This is a genomic window from Paenibacillus sp. EKM206P (assembly GCF_011066155.1).
Taxonomy (GTDB): domain Bacteria; phylum Bacillota; class Bacilli; order Paenibacillales; family Paenibacillaceae; genus Paenibacillus; species Paenibacillus polymyxa_D.
The window spans coordinates 19266-39121 of record NZ_JAAMNQ010000015.1 but is presented as its reverse complement, the minus strand read 5'-3'; the positions used below and the strand labels follow the sequence as shown (position 1 = coordinate 39121).

Genomic DNA, 19856 nt, shown 5'->3' with positions numbered 1-19856 from the left:
CCCCCTTTCTATTCGACGTCTTCCCAATCGTCCAGTTCTTCAGCAGGAGTTTTAGGAGCTGTATAGTCATAAGATAGCTTGCTATCAGCTTCCTCGGTTTCATTCTCCCATTCATCGAACTCTGGATCGTCATAGTCCTCACCCTTGCCGTCACGCGCTTTGCGGTCAAGATCCAAATGTGCAAACTCCAGTTCAATTTGCTCGTCGGTCATAGCCAAAATACGTGGATCGGTAGGTGGTACACCTCCATAGGCGTACTTACGGAGTAACCAAAGCTTCCTCTCGCTTGGCATCTTCGCTATTGTCATCAGATGCGTTTCGAAAGTCCTTACGAAACGATGCCTCCCATACCTGGTACTTACCGTACACATGGAATAACAGGTCTGGTTCTGTAATCTCTTTAAGTTTTAGGAGACATTCTGGGCGTTTGTACAGAGCAACTTCGAGAAAGGAGATAACATGAGCCATGAACAAAACATCGTTATCGACAAGTTGAACATCCTTTACGCCCGCCTCACGTAAGATTTCTGACTTGATAGCACCACTCTTCATCAAGTCAGACATTGTGAGCTTCTTAAACACTAATACGCCCGTATAATGATTGCCCTCAGAAGATGTAAAATCCAAAAGCTCGCCTTCCTTCAACTCTCCACCTGCACGGACCTTCTGCGCTGTTTCAATAGCTGCCTGAGCAGCAGCTTTTTGTTCTTCGGTAAATTCAGCCATTAATGATCGTCTCCTTTAAATTTGGAATATAAAAAGCCCTCTCAAATGAAAGGGCCTGATTAAGAATTATTCAGTTTCCGGCGTGCCATAATCGGCAGAAAGATACTTCCATGTAGCATTTTCACCAGACATTGCATTTGCGCTGAAGTCTTCAGAGGATTCAGACAATGTACAGCTTCGATAAACGATAACAATATCGCCTGTGTACTTGTCTGTTACCTCAATATCAATTACGTTCATATTCAAAATGCCCGCGCCGTATGAGGACAGCCCAAGTTCAGCCAAAGACTTTTTGCGAATGCGATATTTCTCCAAGCTGATAGTACCATCCACTTTCAGTGGAACGGATTCCTGCGGCATGATATTACCGATTTCATATTGGTTTTCTGTTCCGAAAGAACGGTTACCGCTGAGCCGTTGCCCCCGGCCGACTTCAATACCGCCGATTTTAAGGCGTATCGTATGCCCGGCGTGAGCTGGCTGGTCTTTTACAATACTCAAAGCTTATTCCCCCTTTGTTATTTCAAGTTGAAGTGTGATGTAATAAGGAAATTGTTAATCGGTAGCGTTGGTATGCCTTCCCAATCCAACCAAAATGCTGTGCCGTTTCTGGTTACTTTCGTGGACTCTGGTACAAAGCCAGTTAGCCAATTGTTTTTAACAAACTCTTGGAGTAACGACATCAAATCGTTATAAATGGTGACCTCGATCCCCTTCACCCCAGCTTGTCCGACGTATTTGTTCTCGAAATACGTCTCGACATTTGCGCTCATATCATCTGCCAGTGTAGAAACTGATAACTCTGCCTTGGTCAAATCTGCGCTTGTCGAGAGCGTTGTACCCTGAACAATACGGAAGCCCACATTTTTAACCTGCTCAACAGGACAAATGTGGGCTTCCAGTAGTTCTTCGATTTCAAGACCGATATAAATTTTTTCTAAGCCATCAAATTGGACCAGTTTATACGTAACGGGCACTTGGGATGGTTGTCCGGCCCATTCACCAGCAACAGCGGCGGCCATATAGTACCCGGGTTTAACTACTTTGTTGCCATCACTATCAGCGACAAGAGGGCAAGGAGAAACTAACAAACCTCGTTCAGTTGTAAGTGCTGCTGCCAAGTCTTTAATTTCCGTAATTGTAGCCCCTGGTTTGTGTCCATAAAACGCGCGACGGCGCCTCCGATTCTTAACGCTGGACATAAATTCAACGTGAGTATCCACTTTGGCCCAAATTGCTGGTTGTGTCGAGAGCGGAATAATTCCCGCTACATCTTCCGTCTGTAACAGATCAATAGCTGTCTGCCATTCGGCATCTGTTGGTGCCGTAGCGGGGGCCGTTATTTTGGCAGGAGCAACACCAATAAGGTCCGCACCTTTTCGCCAAGACACCTTCATAACCTCCAACAATTCACCCTCGCCAATAGTAGCGGCGGCAATTTTAGGATCGTTGAAGTATGACACCCTATCCTCTGGCAGTTTACTTCCCGCTGGCAGGACGCCGATCACTGCCAGCACTTTGTTACTCCCCAGTGTCACAGGGGTCATTCCAGCAGAATCTACCACGGAGTTAGCACCGGTCCGCTTGATGGTTGCACCACCAAAAGAAATATTAATGCTCATGGTTTACCTCCTAATCATATTGCGTTTCGGACTGCTGGTTAAAGGCTCTCGCCCATTGCTCGTCCGTCTTATCTTGCAGCAATTCCGGCTTGCTGCGGGCCTCATAACGAAAGCTCGCTACCAGCCCCATATGCACCTTTACGCGAGATAAATAGTCATCCAACGTTGCCAACGTGGGGGCAGACTCCGGCTTTTTGACTGGCTCAGTTTTGGGAGCTGGAGCTGGAGTCGGAGTAGGACCAGGTACACTTTGTTCGTCTTTCTTCTCTTCATCCGCCAATGCTTACACCTCCCATCGAAGTAAATCCGCTGATAGCATCCACATGCTCTGTGGTCTGTACGTCAAGTGGATTAAGATACGTAATAACGATGCTGGCCCAATAAACAGGGAACGGGGCTACTTGCCCGGTAAAGTCGCTTTCATCTTTGCCCGCCTCCATGCTAAAACTCAATAAACCCTTTTGCACAGACACCGGACGGAAGAGCATAAGCAGCGCCTTTAATATCCTGTAGGCTCTCTCCCGTTCGTCTGCGTTGGTATGCCAAATACGCACTTCCATTGATTCCTGAAAATGCGTGCTGTAGATCTCCGAAAATTCCAAACTCTCCCTGTCGAAGTCCTCGCCACCGAAGTCACCCAATATATGAGCTGCCTCGCTGTCGCTTACACGGTTAATGCCCACACAGGGCAATTCTGCTTCGGTCTGCGGATCGGCTTTGAATACATTCATTCTGACCTTGGCATCTTTGAAACCCATTTTAAGGAATTGGAGTAATTCCTCTTTAACGTCTACGCTATTAAATTCCAACTAATCGCCTCCCAAGCCCATAGCGGCCAGATCTTGTTGAAAGCCCTGTACAATCATGTCTTGTACCTGTTCCCGTGTATTTTCTATTACCGCCTGCCGGATCGGTTTAGGCTTGATTGCCGGACGCATCCAGCTCTTTTTGCTGGAGTTTTCCGACAGCCGCCGAAACGTAAGGTACTGCGTATGTCCAGGCTGACCCATCTTGACAAGTCCTTGATACTTACCAGCCTTCCACGTATATCCTGCACCTGGATGCGCCCCTGTGTGGCTGCGCTTGCCTGTATCGTCCTCTTTGATCCGCCCGCCCCAACTGTATGAACGTGTCGGCAAAGGCGAAAGAACCCGGCTAAAGCTGAGATTCCGGGCTTGGGCATATATAGCTTTAGGCATGGCGGGCATTGTCGCAGCTCCCGGCGTACCGTGGCGAAACGGAACAGTAATGTACTTTTTTCCATTCGCCCCCGTCTTGGCCTTGGGTGATGCCAACAGAGACGGTTTCATGTCTCGGGCATCTTGGCCAGACTCGATTGCTGCACCGTGAGCAGACGTGGTGAATACTTCCCCGGTCAGATCGTCGGGAAAACGTAGACCGTCTTGGATACTGCGGACATAATCCCCTGTTTGTACTCCAACACGGAAATTCCCGCCGCTGAAGCTTACTTGCGCCCCGGATGCATATTGAATCCATGTGGCCTGTATGAGCTCCGTGGTAGCAGCCTGAACAGCAGCCCGTGTAAAGGGCAACTGCTGCCCATTAGACAATCGGGCAATGATATCATCAAGCGCGGGCAACTCTGCCTCAATCGACAGCATGTTCACGGAGGACACCCCCCGGATAGTACCGGAGTACAACCGCACGCGGTAGGTCCTGCCCGTTTTGATGCCGGGGCCGTGGAAGCACCGCATACACTGTGTACACCGGACGATGCATGTACATTACACTGTACTGTGCCCCCTCTGGCGGCTGATTGCCTATCCAGTGGATTGTTGCCCCCTGAACCTCGTAATCCTCTCCAGCAACGTACTGCGTTACCGTGCCTGTGTCTGGATTGTGTCGGCGGATTGATATTACCTTTGTTACCTTGGGATTTAGCAACGTATCCGGCGGGCGTTGACGTACATCTGTACCTCGTGCCAAAATATCAGACGTTTTTACCTCGTCGTCAGTCAATGACACGATATCTCCAGACCCAATGTTAAACATAGGCACAAGCTCACGCCCTGAAAGATCAAACCCGCCTGACTCAGTACGCTTTAACATATTGGCGGAAACACTCATAATAGCGTCACCCACTTCAAACATCCCGGCATAGGCCAAATAATCCTTGGTTGTGGTAACACTCTGGATCAACGCTCTGCATTTAATTGCAGGCTCGTACACAAACCCTGTGCCTCCACAGACGGGGCAACCATACATTGGCTGTCCACTGTCCAAATTGCAGCAGGAACACCGAAAGGACTCCTGCCACATTACGTCCCGGCCATGCCGAGCAATAAGGTCTTCGAAGCCCTGACCGTTTAACTGGATATTAGGCATATTAGCCAATCAGATCCCTCCCATCGTAAAGCCACGCATTTTGGTACGTGCGCCGCCGCCTTTCGGGCTGAAAAAGTCGTTAACCTCCTGCTGAAGCTGAGTAATGTGCGCTGCGTACTTGCCATAAATGGTAGATGCCGTTGATGTAAAGGACTCTGCCACGCCATCCAATGTAAGCGAGTACCCCGATACACCAGCCATTACCGCATCACTAGCCACGCCCAGAACAGCCACCGCCGCCTGTTTGCCAACCACCGCCCGGATATCCTCCGTAATCTGTTCTTTGGTCAGCCCCGCCGTATAGTCAACATGGAACACCTGCGGCGTGCGGGACAACATACCAACAACAAACGGGGCTGCGCTGTACCCGGTTGGATATCCACCGAGCATAGGCACGCCCCCTCCTTTGGTAACTACATGCAGTTGGCTAGACTTTTTATAAAGCTTTATCCAATCGGGATATTGCATGAAGTCGATATTTATCTGCCCGCCATATGTGACTAACTTAAAAGCCTCAAGCTCATTAGCGTACCGTTGACGTAGCTGGAGAAATCCAAAGTTCTGCCAACGTTGCGCGTCATAATCATACGGCGGCTCCTCGATCTCATAATCAATCCCTACCTCAAGCCCACGCGCCTCCGCATTACATCGAATAACGGTGGGCTTGAGGAATACGCCCATTTGCCGTTCCGTTTCCTTCACGCTTGCCATCAGAAATCCAAGAATATCCCGATCATCTATAGTCTGACCATACTGATCAGCAAGCGTAAGGCCATAACACCATCGTTTCCGCACTTCTTCTGGAGTGGGCAACCCTACAGGAGAGCTATAGGTTATCTTTATAGTTCCTGGGTTTTCAGCATCCGGGGTTTCATGCGTTTCGTAATAGGGAATGATCGTCATGGTTATTCCTTAGTTTCAGTTGGAGGGGTCACGCCCGGATCAGGTGCTTGCGGGTCCTGTTTTCCCTTGCTGTCATCTTTCTTGCCTTTAGAATCATCGGGCGGTTGGGTGGCTCCCCGTTTGGGCTTCTCTTTGTATTCCTCATAGCCTGGAATCTCCAGCAGCATTTCCCCAGTGATGTCTTCCACTTCAGCCACGCCATTCTCATCAAAATGCACTGTGTCTTCCAGCACAACAGTATCAATCGGGTATTCTCCCCGCGTTTTACGGATTTTCAAAACATTCAGCTCCTTTCAGGATAAAAACAAAAAGAGAGGTTGAGTTACCCTCTCTTTAGGCGTGTACTGGTTTAAATGTACCGTAGCTTTCTGCGCCGTAGCTTGGGCCGTACAGATCACGGTTGCTGTTTTCACCCAGTTTGCCGACATTTTTAAACACGACAATCCGACGTGGGTTGTAAACTTGCACCATGCCAGCGAGAACAATCATAAATTTAGATGTAGTGTCCACAAGACCAAGTGGAATACGCATTAAATCAGCCAACTTTTTGAACGCCAAAACATCATCCGCATCATTATCAATTAGGAATGCATATTCACATCCAGGAATATCATCACCATTGTCAACAAGCACTTGGGTGGTTCCTGTACCAGCGTCCACAAATTCCGTCATAAACAAGGCACGTTCTGGATCGGAGTAATATCCCCGATATACCTTATAAGTTTTGGCAGCCAACTTCGGATCACCATGCACAACACGTGGAATAGTGATTTCTACTTTTTGTCCAGCAGTTACCGCTACAGAGCCAGTTGCAACAGGCGCGGATTCACCAGCAGTCCCTTTAGAACTCACAAAATAGAAGTACGTACCTGCTTCTAAACGAGACGCGGGATCTTCTTTAACGGCTGCTGTTGCTGTGCCAGGAGCAGCCGGGGATTCAGGTTGTCCAACTGCCTTCGGTGGTCCTTCTGGTTTAAGGAATCGGTCTGACATAAAATCAATGTTGGCGGAGTTGGCTGCATAACCTCGTACAGGTTGACCCATGCGAACATTACTTCCAATGTCTACAATCCGTTGACGACCAGCCGGTCCAATGAACAATTTTGAAAAATCCTTATGAACCTGATTGGTCATATACATTTGCAGCAATGTTCCACCCCAATTATCTGCGATAATTGTTGCTCCATCCTCAAGGATCGCCTCTGAAATTGTTTTTCCTCGCATATCAATGATATGTTGCGACGCGAATGGTTTGCCTTTTACGTGTCGCAGCACCTGTGCCAGAATACCATCGAATGCAAACGGATTTTTAGCGCTATCCCCCATGTAAATATTCTTGTTGATTTGTTGGAGAAGCCACATTGTTCCGTTTCTTACTTCTGCTTCGACCGCATTACCTACGCCAACAGTTTTGACAAGCTGCGCCCCTAGACTTGTACCTCTTGTTACGCCAGCAAATTTAATCAACCCGGTTTGACGGATGTAATGACTATTACGCTCTTGTGGGCGCCCCCCGTCCATCATGAACGGATCACCATCTTCGCCATAGGAATCAAGTACATTAAATTCTTCAACTGTACTCGAAGCATCCTTCTTAGCGATGTTTCTCCAAATACTTAAATGTTCTTCCTTAGCAGTTACCATCCGGAGAGTCGTTTCAAGCGACTGGGGACGAATAGCAGACATATCACCATAAATCCCCTCGCCGTATGCAGCTCCTGGAGTCCCTGTACCCATTGCTTTTACTAGGGCTTCAAGATCTGCTTGGGTCATCTGACCAAAACCATCTTGCAAATTCGTGAAATCCATACGTCAATCCCCTTTCTTAAACCCCTAATTTTTCTTTTACACTGGCTGGTAACGCAATCTGTTCCAGAGAGCCATTCATCTCATACCGGATCACATCACTCATGGACATTTCTCCCGCTTCAAACGATTTTTCTAAAATACCGAGCACATCTTGTTTCGTCATCTCCCCGCCGCCATTCGGCCGGGTAATGGTTGTATAATCGCGTTGCCCTGTAGCTCCTTTGCGTGGTTGCGGCTGGTTCAGAGACTTACGAAGCTCTTCATTCTCAGAACTGAGGTTATCTACCTTGGTTTCCAGCGACTTAATAAGCTCATTACTCTCGCCCTGTTTCTTGATCAGATGCATAATTGATTTTTCAAGTCCACCAAGCTGTACGCCAATTTCTGCTACGTTTGTTTCCGGTTGTTGATTATCTGTCATTGAAAATTCATCTCCCTTTGTAAATGATTTGACCAGCTCTGCGTAGGTCATGGTATTGACCGGATTCATGGTCAGGACTACATTACGCAGAACAGATTTAATGATCTTTCCTGTTTGGCGGTCACGTTCTACCACGCCACCTTCAATAGACCAGCCGACGCGCCGTGTGCTGTGGGACTTCTGTAAATCCTCAATAGCAACAACAGCTTTCAGAGACATTTCGCGATTTGCGAACAAGCGCCCCTTGATAAAAACGCCATTGATCGACTTGTTTAAAGTAGGGTGCTTGAACCGTCCTACCCGGACATCTTGCGGCTCCCCAATAAACTGATCAGGATTATTACCGTGTTCCCATTTGATCCAGCCTTTTTCGAGAAAATAAGACGTGTCCATACCGTCCGGCGATATGCTGTCGGCCTGTTCGTCCGTGTCGTCGGATGAGATTATGCCTTGGACGATATAATCACCATTGGCATCCATCTCTACAGACTTTTCCAGCGGGACAAATAGGCGAAATGTATCCTGAATGGCTTCCATAATTGTTCACCCCTTCCTCAAACTCGCGGCGGCCAGTTCCATTGTCCTGGTCCATCACCTTGACGAACGTTCAAAACTCTGAATGGTGCACCGAATTCATTCCATACGGACAGATTGACCATACCCTCCGTGTCCGGGTTAACGTGGACAACTATCGCTGCAAGCGTTTTGCCTTCCTCGTCTTTGTAATGCACATTGCGCACTACTGTTGGTTTCATGGCTCCCTCACCTCCTTCCTGATTCGACTTCCCGGCACTCTGAACCATCTATGTCGACAATGGGGATGTAATGGGCAACAAGCCCACCAATCGGCTACTAAACGACCAATATTGCTCTTTCCCGGCCAGACATGTGTGTCACCATTGGTTGGCTCCTTGGAGACAATGAAGGTCCTACCTTCAAGCAGCCGCTGGCAGTGTTTGCATGCACCCGGCACAGTAGCGACCTGAACAATGTCACCTTCCTCACATCCAGCTAAGAAAGCGTCATTTGTGCTCATGGCAAGCTCCGTTATAGCAACGCGCCGCCAATCCCGGTTTTGATCCCCGTATACGTCAAAGAGCGCTTGAGACAGCTTGTTCGCTCCCCAGCGCTCTTTTTGCGATTGAATAATCAATTGCTTGATTCCAGCTCGGTGATTATCCGATATTTGTTTAAGCTTCTCCGCTGCTTGCAACACAGAATGTTCCATGCTGCTGATCTCCAGCGGGGACAAAGAAATAAATTCTTCCTGTCCCTCTCCCTCACCATCCCATATTTCAAACGGGAATGGATCTTTTTCAGCAGCCTTAATGGTGTCAGGCAGCTTACTAATGATAGAAGCTATAAGAACTAGAAAAGTATTCTCTGCTTCTATACGAAGACGACCAAGTAGGGCGGATCGCACAGTGTACTTTTCAGCCAGCTTATCCAATGTTTTATATTTGGAACGGATAACATCGTCTGTCTTCCGGATAACTGCAAAGGAGTCCTTTCGACGATCGATAACCTTCTTGAACAGCCCTCTCTTATCACGAAGCTTCTTCACCCACTCAACAATGGCATTCTTTCCATTGACAGACTTCTGGATATCGTCAATGGGTAATCCCAACAGTACGATCGTATTCGCAATAACCTCCTGTGCCACCGCGTCAAGTTCCGTGTAAAAATCATCTTCCAGTTTGGCAATGAGTGGGTCGTCTGACGGATCCCACATACTGCGTCCACCCTGCGGCTTTACTGCAGGAGGTTCAGGAATGCCAAGCGTTTGGGAAAGTGATTTTACGATCTGCTGTTTGTCTTGCAGTGGTAGAGTGCGTACTTCAGCAGGCAATTTTATTTTAAGCTTAGGCATCAGTAGTCCTCCCACGTAATATCCAGCTCCAACGATTTTTCCAACGTTTCATCATCTGCATCATCGCTTTTTGATTTATCCTCATCGTCAGGATCATCCTTGTTGGGGCTGTCCGGCGGATCGTCGTCCACAGTTTCGGCAGCAAGCCGCTGCTGTTGTGCCATGTACGCCTGAATAAGTACGGGGTTAGCAGGAGCATTCATCCATTCGGCATCTGGCGGCACTTCCTGCCCACGCTGCTTACGTACCTCCGCGATGGTCAACAGGCCGGAATCGATGTCATTTTTCAACCGCGCGGCCTTCCGGTCCTCCGACTCATCATCTAGTCCAGCCCAGTACAGTGCAAACTCAGGGGCGATAATATCTAGCACATTGGAGTTTAGAGAATCGGACAGAAAGTACATAAGCGGGATGAACCCCTTATCCTTACTGGCATCCATTTTTTCAGCCGTGTTGTCCGACTGACTCATGCTTTTACCGCTAGTCCAGCTCTTAAATCCAACCTCGTTCGGGTCAATTTGATACACAGCAGCGGCCATATTGAATAAGAACTCCAAAAATTCGTTAAACTGCATGTCCTGGTTAGAAGACTTGAAAGGGGTGAACTTGAAGCCGTTCCCTTCCTCCATAGCCATGATCGGTACCGTCCACTTACCATGTGCTCCATCGGTCAGAGTCTTCCAATGGCGAGTAAACGCCTCAATATCGTCATCTTCGTACTTACCAATCACCTCAAGTACGCCCTGAGGCAGTGAATTATAAGAAAAATAAGAAGTATTGTACCGGACACCATTAACGATACCTGTAACGATCTCGACAAGCGTCTCCAGCTCGCTAAATCCAAAGTCGGCATAGGCTACGTCTGTGCGCGGATTGCGTATACAATAGGCAAGCTCCTTGCGTGTGAATTCGGCATTAATGCGTCCATCTACACGCTGCACGTAAGCGACCGGACCAGCGGCCCCAATGTTTGTGACAGACTGATACGGCATCGGCGTATATAGCTCACTCATTGGAGCGGTGGGAAGCAGCTCAATTGTAGCGGCATCCAACGCAAACAAGTCTGTAATATTGCCAACGCGGTTAAATACATTTTCCCAAGCGACTGCATCAAGCGTCAGACTGTCCCGCGTGATCTTACGCAGAAACCTATTAAAGTTGTCCTGGCGCTCTGGATTATCCCAATTGCCAGTTCGAAGGAAGAACTCCTCCAACTCGAAAGCTCGCGCCTGTGCCGCCTTACTCATGGTTTGCTGCGGGTTTTTCAAGCCAATACGGAATCCTAAATCTCCATCAAAGCGGGGGCGCCGGGCGAATCTGGCCACCTGATTCAACCGCGTATTAATAATTGCGGCTATGGCTGGCACTTTAGCCATATTACGCAGCACGGAAAACGGCAGAAGTGATGACTTTGTACGTGTTCCACCCATCCCCATTGATTGATAGGGCAAGATAACAGCCGACTTTGCCTTTCCTTGTGGTTGCTGAGCCTGAACCATTTCTGTATTTGCCAAAGATTTTCACCCCCTCTACGTAATAAGTTTGGAACGTCTTGGCTTGCCAAGAATGGCATATATCACATACCGCAAAGCATCCATCGCATGATCATATTTTTTAACTGGCTTGTCCTCACCACGATCTTGGGATGCCTTTTCATCCCACACGTAAGAGAAAAACTCTTGAAGCGTCTGTTTACATTTTGAGCAAACAAAAAGCTGTAACTCTTTAAGAGTTACAGCTACAGATTCAATGCCAGGTAACACGCTATTGTCCGCTTCCTCGATCCGGCGCACGCCAATCTTTTTAAGCTCAGTAATGAAACCTTTTGCCGATGGGTCGATGAAGATTTTCTTCACGTCTACACCATCTATAAAATCAACAAAATCACGCGCATAGTCTGAAGGCGCACGTGGCTGTTCGGGATCTGAATGATAGTATTCCTTAATAAGATAGAGCTTCTTATCAAGTTCCCCTAATAGGAGGAACACAGTAGCATTAGTGTGGCCGTAATCGACGCCCACGTAATACTTGCTGTACTCTGTCGGCATGTCCTGCGGCTCCAGCTTGTGCTTGTCCTCGTCGAAGACATCATATATGACACCCTCGGCCATGACCCATAAGCCAAGAATATAGCGCTTATAGAATATACCAGCGTACATCCGCCGATACCGCTCACGCACCCGCTCAGATAAGGAAAGGTTATCTTCCATTGTAAAGTGCAGATGCAGGGCATACTTCTTCTCCAAGTTGTCCAACCATTCCACCTTAAACCAGTGATAAGGACCCGCAGGGTTACAGTTAAACCACAGTTTTGCTCCATCAATGGAGCAGCGGGCGGTAGCCTGATCCACGAAAGATTTAGGCATTAGGGCAACCTCATCAAAAAACATTCCGGCCAACGTAATACCTTGAATCAAATCCTGTGAACGTTCATCTTTCCCACCGAACAAGAAAAAATGATTGGCTACCAAGCCCCGGCTGATGGTCAGCACATTGTCGGTCTGGTTATCGTGGACGTAGTAACCTCGGGAAGATAGCATACGTTTAAGCGGACCAATAACGTTACGGCGCAGTGCTCCAATCGTCTTGCCTGCCATGCCGAATTGTTCACCTGAGAACGTTTCCGTTGCCCATGTCACAAACGAGAAGGACATGGCGACCGTTTTCCCTGCCCGGACAGATCCGTCACAAATGATTGCGTCCTTATCGTGGTGAGGGGATTCCTCCATCCACCATGTCAGGACCTTGATCTGCTTGTCCGAGAAGGGTGCCCATTTGAACGGTGGCGGCTTGAGTTTAAGCCTTGCCATCTGACCATACCTCCGCAGCACGTCCACGCAAAGCAGCAATAAAGCCGTCGTCTTGGACTTCTTCCTTGCCACCGCCGCGTAGCATTAACAGCTCATGCTCAAGACGTTCAATCTGTAGCTTTTTTAGACCATCAGTCAGCTTGCCTTTGAGCTCAATGGCTTTGAGCTTCTTGTCCTGCACACGGGTAAGGGCTTCTTCTAGGGCCAAAATATCATCAATTTTCCGATATTCCTTTTCCTCGATTGAGGATTCAACCATTTCTGTCCGAACAATCGGTATAGTCTTGGTTATGCCCGTCTTTTCGTCATGGATGGTCATGGCATCCTTTATAGCCTTCAATTCACTCAGGACGCGACGTTCCTTTTCACCAAGCCCATTTTTTAAGGATTGAATGCGGAGCATCATTTCCTTTTCACGCCAAGAATATAAGATGATTGAGTCGTCTGCTGCTTTAATTGGATCAAGTTCTACTCGGTCCAATTCTTCTTGTTCCTCTGCTGTAAGAGCATCCATCCAAAGAGTCTGATATTCACCAGTCTTCACAGCCTTGGTATTACGAACTGGACCACCAGGGCCACCCTTATTTCCAACAGCCCGTTTGTTGCCTGGAGGAGCACCACTACTATTTCCCACAGCGTTTTTGTTCCCCGGCTGAGCTCCACGGGACCGCTTGTTTTGTTGTACAACATTGCTGTCAGTTTGTTGTACAACATCATTTTGTGAATGTTGTACAACATTCCATCGGTCCCGCTGCTTCCAGACAGATATCTTCTTTTCATCTACGCCAAGCAGTTCGGCAATCTGCCGATTGGTTATTTTCCCGTCATGCTCCCGCCATATCTCAAATGCACGGTCGCGGTTTGGATCTCGCGTCCTCGCCATTACATGATCACCACCCCCGGATAATACTCAAATTCACGTCAGCAGTTACCGTCTAGCTTGCGTACATACCGATGTCCTTGCCCATCCGTGATAATACAATCCCCTTTGTTTACTGGCTTGCGTCCTTCTGGGGTTTGAATAATAGGAACACGCTTCGCCTTAGGATAGCCCTTTGTCATTTCTTCTTTAGGGATGTATCGAATAAATTGACCTGATAAAGCATAGAACTCGAAACCATCTTCCAACCCTTCCCGGTATAACTCGGCTGAAACGATCATCCTAACCCATTCCCTTCTAAATAATTGATTAGTCCTGATTAATAAGCACAACTGCCGGGCCGGAGAAATCTGTCACTGATTGATATCTTCCACTGCGTAACGTCATCGCGTTAAGGGTGTCTTCCGGTGATATCTCCAACACTTGCACTCCAGCGCGAGAACGTAGCTCGTCGGACAATTCTTTTGTGGAAATATCTTTAAGAATCTTTCGTCTGCCCGTTTGAAGGTCAAGTGCTGCTGTTAGCTCGCCCGATGTTTTCCACATACGTTTAAATTCTTCAAATTCCTCATTACTCAGCTTCCGAATGCAGTTTCCTACCTTAGCTACCGATTCAGGAGAAGTGTTTGGGTAATCAATATATTTAACCTGAATCCACGGTATAAAAGTCTGTTGGCCGTACTGATTGGATATCACGACGCCGAACTCGTCAACCGTGTGCAGCGTCCGCTTCTCTGCGGCGTTACCGTCTTTTGTCCAGACCGTTACCTTACTGCCAATGTGATCAACAATGTTTGCGTTTGGCATTACCTGTCCCTCCTCATGAATTGCATTGGGAATGTCCCGATTGGGTATGTGTAGCTTTACGAACAATCCCGGTCCCTTTTGAGACAGTGCCATCACTCAACCACCTGCCAATCTTCAGCCAATGCATCGGTTTGTGATGCCAGCCACGGCACTAATTTGTTGTCGGCAGTCTTCATAAGGATGTGTGGTGATAGTGGCAGCCAACGCCATTCGCCTTCGATCATAGTGACAATACCTTCTTGCTCGTGCGGGGTGTAAAGTTGTAGCCACATTCCCTTGCCGTTCCAACCTGCACGGGCTACCTTCTTCTCGGCCTTTAAATCTTCTAGTGCCTGTCCAAAATTCAACATCGTCACACCCTTTCAGCGGAATAAAAAAAGCCGCCTATTGGCGACTGATTAGTTCAAAGTCTTCTGTTTGTTTCGGATCACATTCAATGGTAATTCCATGAAATTCTTCTTTGCCCGTTGCATGTAATATGACTTGCCCGGGTTCCCTACGAAGTTTCATATAGGCATCATAACTCAACACTATTTTTTCGGTTCCTGTGTTATTATCACGCAGCTCTTTTGCAATGGCGTTATGAATATCAACGATTAAATCCATGTTAATCATCTCCTCGCCACATATATTACCATTAATGAATATTCCCGTGTAGCAATAAAAAAGCCGCATTCGGCAGCTTCACAGTAAAACATCATACATTTAATTTACAGGTTATTGTGACAAACTCAATCGGTTGTACTGGACATTTCGTTTTATTGACTGATCTACAGCCAAACGTATACGTCTCATGTGACGACAGGGGAGCAGAGTAACGATCCATGCTTTCCATAAAACCTGTATATAAGATTCTGGCTTCTAGTGTAGACACTTCAATTTCAAAGCGCCAAGGACCTTCCATAGATAACAGAGCAGTAGGCGATTTCACGCCCGATAGTTCAATCTCAAGTGTCCTCAATTCGTCCAAACCATACTCACGAGCCATCCCCAACACTACAGGAAGCCCAAAACCATTGATTTTAATACTTTCGAATCTATGAGACTCTTTGCACCAACCAGCGTATTCCTGTATTTTAATTATTTCCGGCTTCAAGTCTGCACCTCCTGCGACGTGATCTTGAGAAACAAAGAAGAAAAGCCCCAGACCATATGAAGGCCTGAAGCTTTTCTTTGTTTCGCTTGTCGCTTAATCAATATCGCTTGGGTATTGACCTGACACACCAGATGCTGAGCCATGCACAATGTCGCCGCCAGCTCTCCATTGAATTTCATAATTTCCTGAGCGCAGCCCTTGTGAAAAAGATTGTGTGCTATCCCAGGTCAAACTACTATGAGCGCCAACAGTCTTAACAATATATTGTTTATTACTGTCTGTATGCACCAGGCTAAAAGTCATCGTTGAATCACCTGTGTTTTTCACCAAAATTTTAAGATGCCCGTATCCAGGATCTAAAACAAAGCGTGATACTGGGTTCTTCTCTCTTTCGAACGTGTCATCAAAAACATCTCTTGCTCTTTGAGGCGTTACTACATGGTCACCCGTAGTTGTTGTACCAGCATCTTGAGTCACCGCAGACGATGTTGCAGAATCAGTTACAGCAGCATCGGAATCTGCAAAAATCGCACTGGGTACAGCAATAGCTCCCCCTATTAGACCTAGTGCCAAGGCTGGTGCAATAAAATGTTTTTTCTTCAAAGCTTATTCCTCCTATATTTGTATATTTAACTACCACCTCAGTCTACTAAAAGATTCCATGTTTTTAATTTTTCTTACAATAAGATCATATTGTTGTTTAATAAATCCATATTTACGCATTAACTAGCAAGATTATAATACGGATTTACAGATCATCCTTTTGAAGCTTAATATCCAACTCAATCAGACGATCCAAGTCCTGGACCGTCTGCATTTTTATATTTCCAGCCTGCAGGTCTTTAACCCACTGTGCGATTCCTGCCTTAACAATCTTCCGGTACTGCGCCTTGGATTCGAGGATACCCTCGATGATTTCTATTTCACGTTGTAGTAATGCATCTTGTTGTTCGTTGTCTGTTCCCATTGTCGTATCCCTCGGCTTTCCTATATACTGGAATGCGAGATAGCGGATGTCTGCAAAATGCCACGCGTGGCGGGCCGCTATCTCAGCCGGGGGGATACCCTGGATTGGGGGGGAGGACGTTAGCGCGTCCTCCTTTTTCCTATGCTACGGGTTCAGCCCGATGCAACAAGACTGGCTCAATGCCAGTGCTCTCCAAGAATCGTTTCTTAATAACATCGCAGAAGATCGGGTCCAGTTCCAACGTCCGGCATGTCCGGTCCATCTGCTCACATGTCATAAGCGTGGAGCCGCTGCCACCAAAGAAATCGACAACCTCGTCACCACGCTGGCTGCTATTCTTAATTGGAATGGCCAACAGATCAAGAGGCTTTTGGGTGGGATGAACGTACTTGTTCACATCACCCCTCGAAACCTCCCATACTGTCTCAGGCAGCGGGTCCTCAACAGGCAGACCAGCCTTCCATACCGTTGTCTGTGTCCGATCACCGTACCAGGCAGGAGCTTTCCCCTTCATGTGAGCATAAAAGACCGGCTCATGTTTGAAGCGGTACTGTGCCCAGCCGAAGGAAGCCGCATTCTTCACCCAAATACATTGTGATCGGACGACTATTCCAGCAGCCTTCATCGCTTCTTCAAAGTCAATTTGATAGGAGGAAGGATGAAACACATAAATGGCTGCTGTAGGTTGCATCACCACTGCATAGTTTGAAAAAACGGCATACAAAAAGCCCGCGAAGTCCTCAGCGGGCATGTTGTCGTTCATTATGCTGCTACGGCCATCAGCGGCCAGGCGTGCTGAGTCACTCTCAACGGCCACATTGTACGGCGGGTCAGTTACCACTAGCGCCGCCTTCGCTCCGTCCATCAAAAGCGCCACATCATCAAGATTGGTCGCATCTCCACACACTAATCGATGCCGACCAAGCTGCCATACATCCCCTCGCCTCGTCTCCGGTTCATTGATTTCATCTAGAGCACGCTGGACGTCAAAGTCATCATCGGTAACCGGAAGGTCCAAGGCTTCATCCTGTGGTACAGCAAACTCTGCCGCCAGATCCTCGAACTCTTCCAAATCGAAACCGGACAGGGCCAGATCCGCTCCACTCATCTGCAGATCATCAAGCAATCGATAAAGGGCTTTATCATCCCAGTTCCCGCCGACCTTATTAAGCGCTAGGTTGAGAAGCTTTTCCTGCTGATCGTCCAGGTCAACAACACTTACAGTCAGCTCCGTATGACCCAGCTCGTTAACCATGATCTTATAGCGTTGATGGCCACCAACCATGTTCCCAGTGCGTTCATTCCAGACGATGGGCTCGACATAACCAAAGGATTCGATGCTGGCTTTCAGCTTCTCGTATTCTGGATCACCAGGCTGAAGGTCATCCCGTGGGTTATATGCTGCTGCGTTGATTTGTTCGATAGGCACGATTATGATGTTCATTTGATATACCTCCGTTTTTTGCCAACGAAAAAGGACTAGCTCAACAGCTAGTCCTTAATGATTGATGTGAAAAGTGCTACTTCTATTATTTTTGGGTAAATGCAATTTTTAATCCGATGAGTGTAAATAAAGAGCCTTGAATATAGTTGAGTTTTTTAGAAAAGGATGGGTTTCTCCGTAGAAAGGAGCCTACTTTTCCAGCAAAAATACTTATCAAAATAAAAAGCACCAAAGTTTGCATTAAAAATATCACTCCGAGAACTAACATTTGAATAGAAACATTACCGCTTTCCTGGTTTACGAATTGAGGAAGAAAAGCCAAGAAAAAAAGTGATATTTTTGGATTCAACACATTCATGATAACACCTTTTTTATATAATGACTTGTAATTTAAGGTATCTCCACTCTTGAGTTTAAAACTCGTATCTTTTGCCCTAAATGACTTATACGCCAAAAATAATAGATAAGCTGCTCCAGCGTATTTGATTACTGCAAACGCCAAGGCAGATTGATAAATTATTGCCGCGAGGCCGAAGGTTGCTGCAGAAATATGAACCAACAATCCCGTGCAAAGGCCTAAAGTAGTAAATATCCCTGCATTCCTACCTTTTGCTATGCTCTGTGTTAGTGTGAATACGTTGTCGGGACCCGGCATGATAGTGAGAACAATAGCTGCTCCTAGAAATGCTAATATAGTTTGAAGCTCCACAAAACTTCCCCCTTTGTATTGGTTATTTGAATATATACTAAAACATAATAAGGGGTATGACAATTGAGTTGAGTTGGTTTCCGCTATTCGGGTGGGTAGCTAATAGGCTGTCAGAGCGTGTGTATGCCCTCTCTCTGCTCTCTTTTGCACTCCTTCTGGCATTTGTCCATGTAACATAAAGAACGCTCAGAATAGCTCACATTCTATCGAATGAGGGCAAAAGAAAAAGCACCACGATGGGTGCTTAGTATTATTTCATACTATTCACTAACTTTATTGCTTTTGCTTGTAATTCCTCAATGGATTCACTGTACTCGGCGTAGTCTCGATAAACTCCAGAGCCTAGTCTTCTTCCATAACCCAAATACTCAACCCAAGCTTCAAGCAATGCTTGGTATGTTCCGTTTAAATGATTTAATTGACTCTTCTCACCAACATAACCATTCCCAGCATTAAATGTTTCATACCTTACAGCATATTTGCTGCCATCATTAGTGAATGGTATGAGTTTTGGGGTACCGTCAAAATCAATAATCAAAGAATTATGTCTATCATCATTTCCTTTTCGCAGTACGTCTGCAACTTCTTCTTTTGTAAAATATGGATTAATCATTATATCTCTCCTTTCGTCTTACACACTTCGACATTAGGAAAGTTTTTCCTCTTTAGGACAAACTGGTCGAGAACAAAACTGTTTAACTCCGTCCCACCTACCCCATACACAACCTTTGCATTTTTTCGGCTGTTTTGGTGGGCCTTTCATGTATAGCAAAATTCCTTTCTTCTGCTTCTTCTTCAAACCAAAAATCCTTTCAAGGCAATAAAAAAAGCCACCCAAATGAGTGACTTGTATCTGCCTATGTATTTACAGCACCAAAGCAACACAGGCGCTTATTTAAAACCCGAAAAAAGAAACAGCGACAGGTTCTATTCCCGCATGCGGGATGCAAAACGCTACGCTGTTGCATAAAAGCATTTGTACTTAGTAACTAGAGAGGAGAGATAAGACCATTTTACAAATTGCTAAAAATGGCCGTCAAAGAGCAAAAACCGGACAATACCGGAAAATAGGTAATTAAACCATTATAAGCTGGCTTTTGCTCACTTTCTCAATACTAATCGTCCCAAACGATTCTTTCGCCCAGTTGATCATCATCACCAGACTTCATGATTTCCCAGCACACACCACAAAATGAAGCGCCTAATGTGGTGTGAAATTCTGGATTGGGATCATTGCAGATCAAACATTTACCTTTTACAAAGCGTTTTGTTTTTCCTGTCTCCACATCACAGAACAAGGCGTTCCCTCCTTAAATTAAAAAGACACGTTGCGGAATTGAACCGCGCAAGGGTTCTGACCAGGCTGTTATTGTTTCCGCTGGTTAACTGGTTCCTTGCTGCCAGCACGTGCCATGAATAATGTGGGCGGGGGCCACTCTCCCCCGC

Annotated in this window: 28 protein-coding genes; all 28 read right to left on the bottom strand. The window is 46.7% G+C overall.

The genetic code is table 11. The features are described 5' to 3' along the window. Positions 1 to 8 precede the first annotated feature (8 nt). The 28 genes from G9G53_RS22800 to G9G53_RS22665 all read right to left on the bottom strand — a co-directional run bounded on the left by G9G53_RS22800 (position 9) and on the right by G9G53_RS22665 (position 19708). A complete protein-coding gene (locus tag G9G53_RS22800) occupies positions 9 to 293 on the bottom strand; it encodes a hypothetical protein (protein WP_165150483.1) in 285 nt (94 codons plus the stop codon). Continuing rightward, positions 259 to 726, bottom strand: a complete 468-nt coding sequence (locus G9G53_RS22795) for a hypothetical protein (RefSeq protein ID WP_165150481.1) — start codon at positions 724 to 726, stop codon at positions 259 to 261. Before G9G53_RS22795 ends, G9G53_RS22800 begins: the two co-directional genes overlap by 35 nt. A gap of 66 nt (positions 727 to 792) precedes the next feature. Further along, positions 793 to 1227 (bottom strand): hypothetical protein, encoded by a 435-nt coding sequence (locus G9G53_RS22790; RefSeq protein ID WP_165150479.1) that lies wholly within the window; start codon positions 1225 to 1227, stop codon positions 793 to 795. A gap of 17 nt (positions 1228 to 1244) precedes the next feature. Continuing rightward, a complete protein-coding gene (locus tag G9G53_RS22785) occupies positions 1245 to 2348 on the bottom strand; it encodes a hypothetical protein (protein ID WP_165150477.1) in 1104 nt (367 codons plus the stop codon). 10 nt (positions 2349 to 2358) lie between these two features. Beyond that, a complete protein-coding gene (locus G9G53_RS22780; RefSeq protein WP_165150475.1) occupies positions 2359 to 2628 on the bottom strand; it encodes a hypothetical protein in 270 nt (89 codons plus the stop codon). Further along, the gene (locus G9G53_RS22775; protein WP_165150473.1) at positions 2618 to 3157 is read right to left on the bottom strand and encodes a hypothetical protein; all 540 of its coding nucleotides are present in this window, start codon (positions 3155 to 3157) and stop codon (positions 2618 to 2620) included. Before G9G53_RS22775 ends, G9G53_RS22780 begins: the two co-directional genes overlap by 11 nt. Then, a complete protein-coding gene (locus G9G53_RS22770; RefSeq protein WP_165150471.1) occupies positions 3158 to 3976 on the bottom strand; it encodes a hypothetical protein in 819 nt (272 codons plus the stop codon). It abuts the gene before it with no gap. Further along, the gene (locus G9G53_RS22765) at positions 3957 to 4703 is read right to left on the bottom strand and encodes a hypothetical protein (RefSeq protein ID WP_165150469.1); all 747 of its coding nucleotides are present in this window, start codon (positions 4701 to 4703) and stop codon (positions 3957 to 3959) included. Before G9G53_RS22765 ends, G9G53_RS22770 begins: the two co-directional genes overlap by 20 nt. Further along, complete coding sequence (locus G9G53_RS22760; RefSeq protein WP_165150467.1) at positions 4704 to 5597, bottom strand: hypothetical protein; 894 nt, start codon at positions 5595 to 5597, stop codon at positions 4704 to 4706. It abuts the gene before it with no gap. Positions 5598 to 5599: 2 nt separating this feature from the next. Beyond that, positions 5600 to 5875 carry a hypothetical protein gene (locus G9G53_RS22755; RefSeq protein WP_165150465.1) on the bottom strand — a complete coding sequence of 92 codons (276 nt, stop codon included), beginning with the start codon at positions 5873 to 5875 and terminating at the stop codon, positions 5600 to 5602. A 55-nt stretch (positions 5876 to 5930) separates the two neighbouring features. Further along, a complete protein-coding gene (locus G9G53_RS22750; protein ID WP_165150463.1) occupies positions 5931 to 7406 on the bottom strand; it encodes a hypothetical protein in 1476 nt (491 codons plus the stop codon). A gap of 16 nt (positions 7407 to 7422) precedes the next feature. Next, a complete protein-coding gene (locus G9G53_RS22745; RefSeq protein ID WP_165150461.1) occupies positions 7423 to 8364 on the bottom strand; it encodes a hypothetical protein in 942 nt (313 codons plus the stop codon). Positions 8365 to 8381: 17 nt separating this feature from the next. Continuing rightward, positions 8382 to 8582, bottom strand: a complete 201-nt coding sequence (locus G9G53_RS22740; protein WP_165150459.1) for a hypothetical protein — start codon at positions 8580 to 8582, stop codon at positions 8382 to 8384. Further along, positions 8579 to 9697: a hypothetical protein gene (locus tag G9G53_RS22735; protein WP_165150457.1), complete on the bottom strand. Its 1119-nt coding sequence runs from the start codon at positions 9695 to 9697 to the stop codon at positions 8579 to 8581. Before G9G53_RS22735 ends, G9G53_RS22740 begins: the two co-directional genes overlap by 4 nt. Then, positions 9697 to 11211, bottom strand: coding sequence for a phage portal protein (locus G9G53_RS22730; protein WP_165150455.1), 1515 nt, complete (start codon positions 11209 to 11211; stop codon positions 9697 to 9699). The genes G9G53_RS22735 and G9G53_RS22730 overlap by 1 nt, the downstream gene beginning before the upstream one ends. A gap of 15 nt (positions 11212 to 11226) precedes the next feature. Then, positions 11227 to 12507, bottom strand: coding sequence for a PBSX family phage terminase large subunit (locus G9G53_RS22725; protein WP_165150453.1), 1281 nt, complete (start codon positions 12505 to 12507; stop codon positions 11227 to 11229). Further along, on the bottom strand, positions 12494 to 13390 hold the full coding sequence (locus tag G9G53_RS22720) for a phage terminase small subunit-related protein (protein WP_165150451.1): 897 nt from the start codon (positions 13388 to 13390) through the stop codon (positions 12494 to 12496). The genes G9G53_RS22725 and G9G53_RS22720 overlap by 14 nt, the downstream gene beginning before the upstream one ends. 38 nt (positions 13391 to 13428) lie before the next feature. Beyond that, positions 13429 to 13668, bottom strand: coding sequence for a hypothetical protein (locus G9G53_RS22715; RefSeq protein ID WP_165150449.1), 240 nt, complete (start codon positions 13666 to 13668; stop codon positions 13429 to 13431). A 28-nt stretch (positions 13669 to 13696) separates the two neighbouring features. Beyond that, complete coding sequence (locus G9G53_RS22710; RefSeq protein ID WP_165150447.1) at positions 13697 to 14287, bottom strand: BC1881 family protein; 591 nt, start codon at positions 14285 to 14287, stop codon at positions 13697 to 13699. Continuing rightward, positions 14287 to 14541 (bottom strand): DUF2829 domain-containing protein, encoded by a 255-nt coding sequence (locus G9G53_RS22705; protein WP_165150566.1) that lies wholly within the window; start codon positions 14539 to 14541, stop codon positions 14287 to 14289. The genes G9G53_RS22710 and G9G53_RS22705 overlap by 1 nt, the downstream gene beginning before the upstream one ends. A gap of 37 nt (positions 14542 to 14578) precedes the next feature. Further along, on the bottom strand, positions 14579 to 14800 hold the full coding sequence (locus G9G53_RS22700; protein WP_165150435.1) for a hypothetical protein: 222 nt from the start codon (positions 14798 to 14800) through the stop codon (positions 14579 to 14581). Between the two features lie 91 nt (positions 14801 to 14891). Then, positions 14892 to 15290, bottom strand: a complete 399-nt coding sequence (locus G9G53_RS22695) for a hypothetical protein (protein ID WP_165150433.1) — start codon at positions 15288 to 15290, stop codon at positions 14892 to 14894. A gap of 93 nt (positions 15291 to 15383) precedes the next feature. After that, positions 15384 to 15893, bottom strand: a complete 510-nt coding sequence (locus G9G53_RS22690) for a hypothetical protein (protein ID WP_165150431.1) — start codon at positions 15891 to 15893, stop codon at positions 15384 to 15386. A gap of 145 nt (positions 15894 to 16038) precedes the next feature. After that, positions 16039 to 16257, bottom strand: a complete 219-nt coding sequence (locus tag G9G53_RS22685; protein ID WP_165150429.1) for a hypothetical protein — start codon at positions 16255 to 16257, stop codon at positions 16039 to 16041. Positions 16258 to 16396: 139 nt separating this feature from the next. Then, on the bottom strand, positions 16397 to 17701 hold the full coding sequence (locus G9G53_RS22680) for a site-specific DNA-methyltransferase (protein ID WP_165150427.1): 1305 nt from the start codon (positions 17699 to 17701) through the stop codon (positions 16397 to 16399). A gap of 85 nt (positions 17702 to 17786) precedes the next feature. Further along, positions 17787 to 18410 carry a LysE family translocator gene (locus tag G9G53_RS22675; protein WP_165150425.1) on the bottom strand — a complete coding sequence of 208 codons (624 nt, stop codon included), beginning with the start codon at positions 18408 to 18410 and terminating at the stop codon, positions 17787 to 17789. A gap of 250 nt (positions 18411 to 18660) precedes the next feature. Then, the gene (locus G9G53_RS22670) at positions 18661 to 19023 is read right to left on the bottom strand and encodes a protein kinase (protein ID WP_165150423.1); all 363 of its coding nucleotides are present in this window, start codon (positions 19021 to 19023) and stop codon (positions 18661 to 18663) included. A gap of 502 nt (positions 19024 to 19525) precedes the next feature. Next, on the bottom strand, positions 19526 to 19708 hold the full coding sequence (locus G9G53_RS22665; RefSeq protein ID WP_165150421.1) for a hypothetical protein: 183 nt from the start codon (positions 19706 to 19708) through the stop codon (positions 19526 to 19528). Positions 19709 to 19856: the final 148 nt, after the last annotated feature.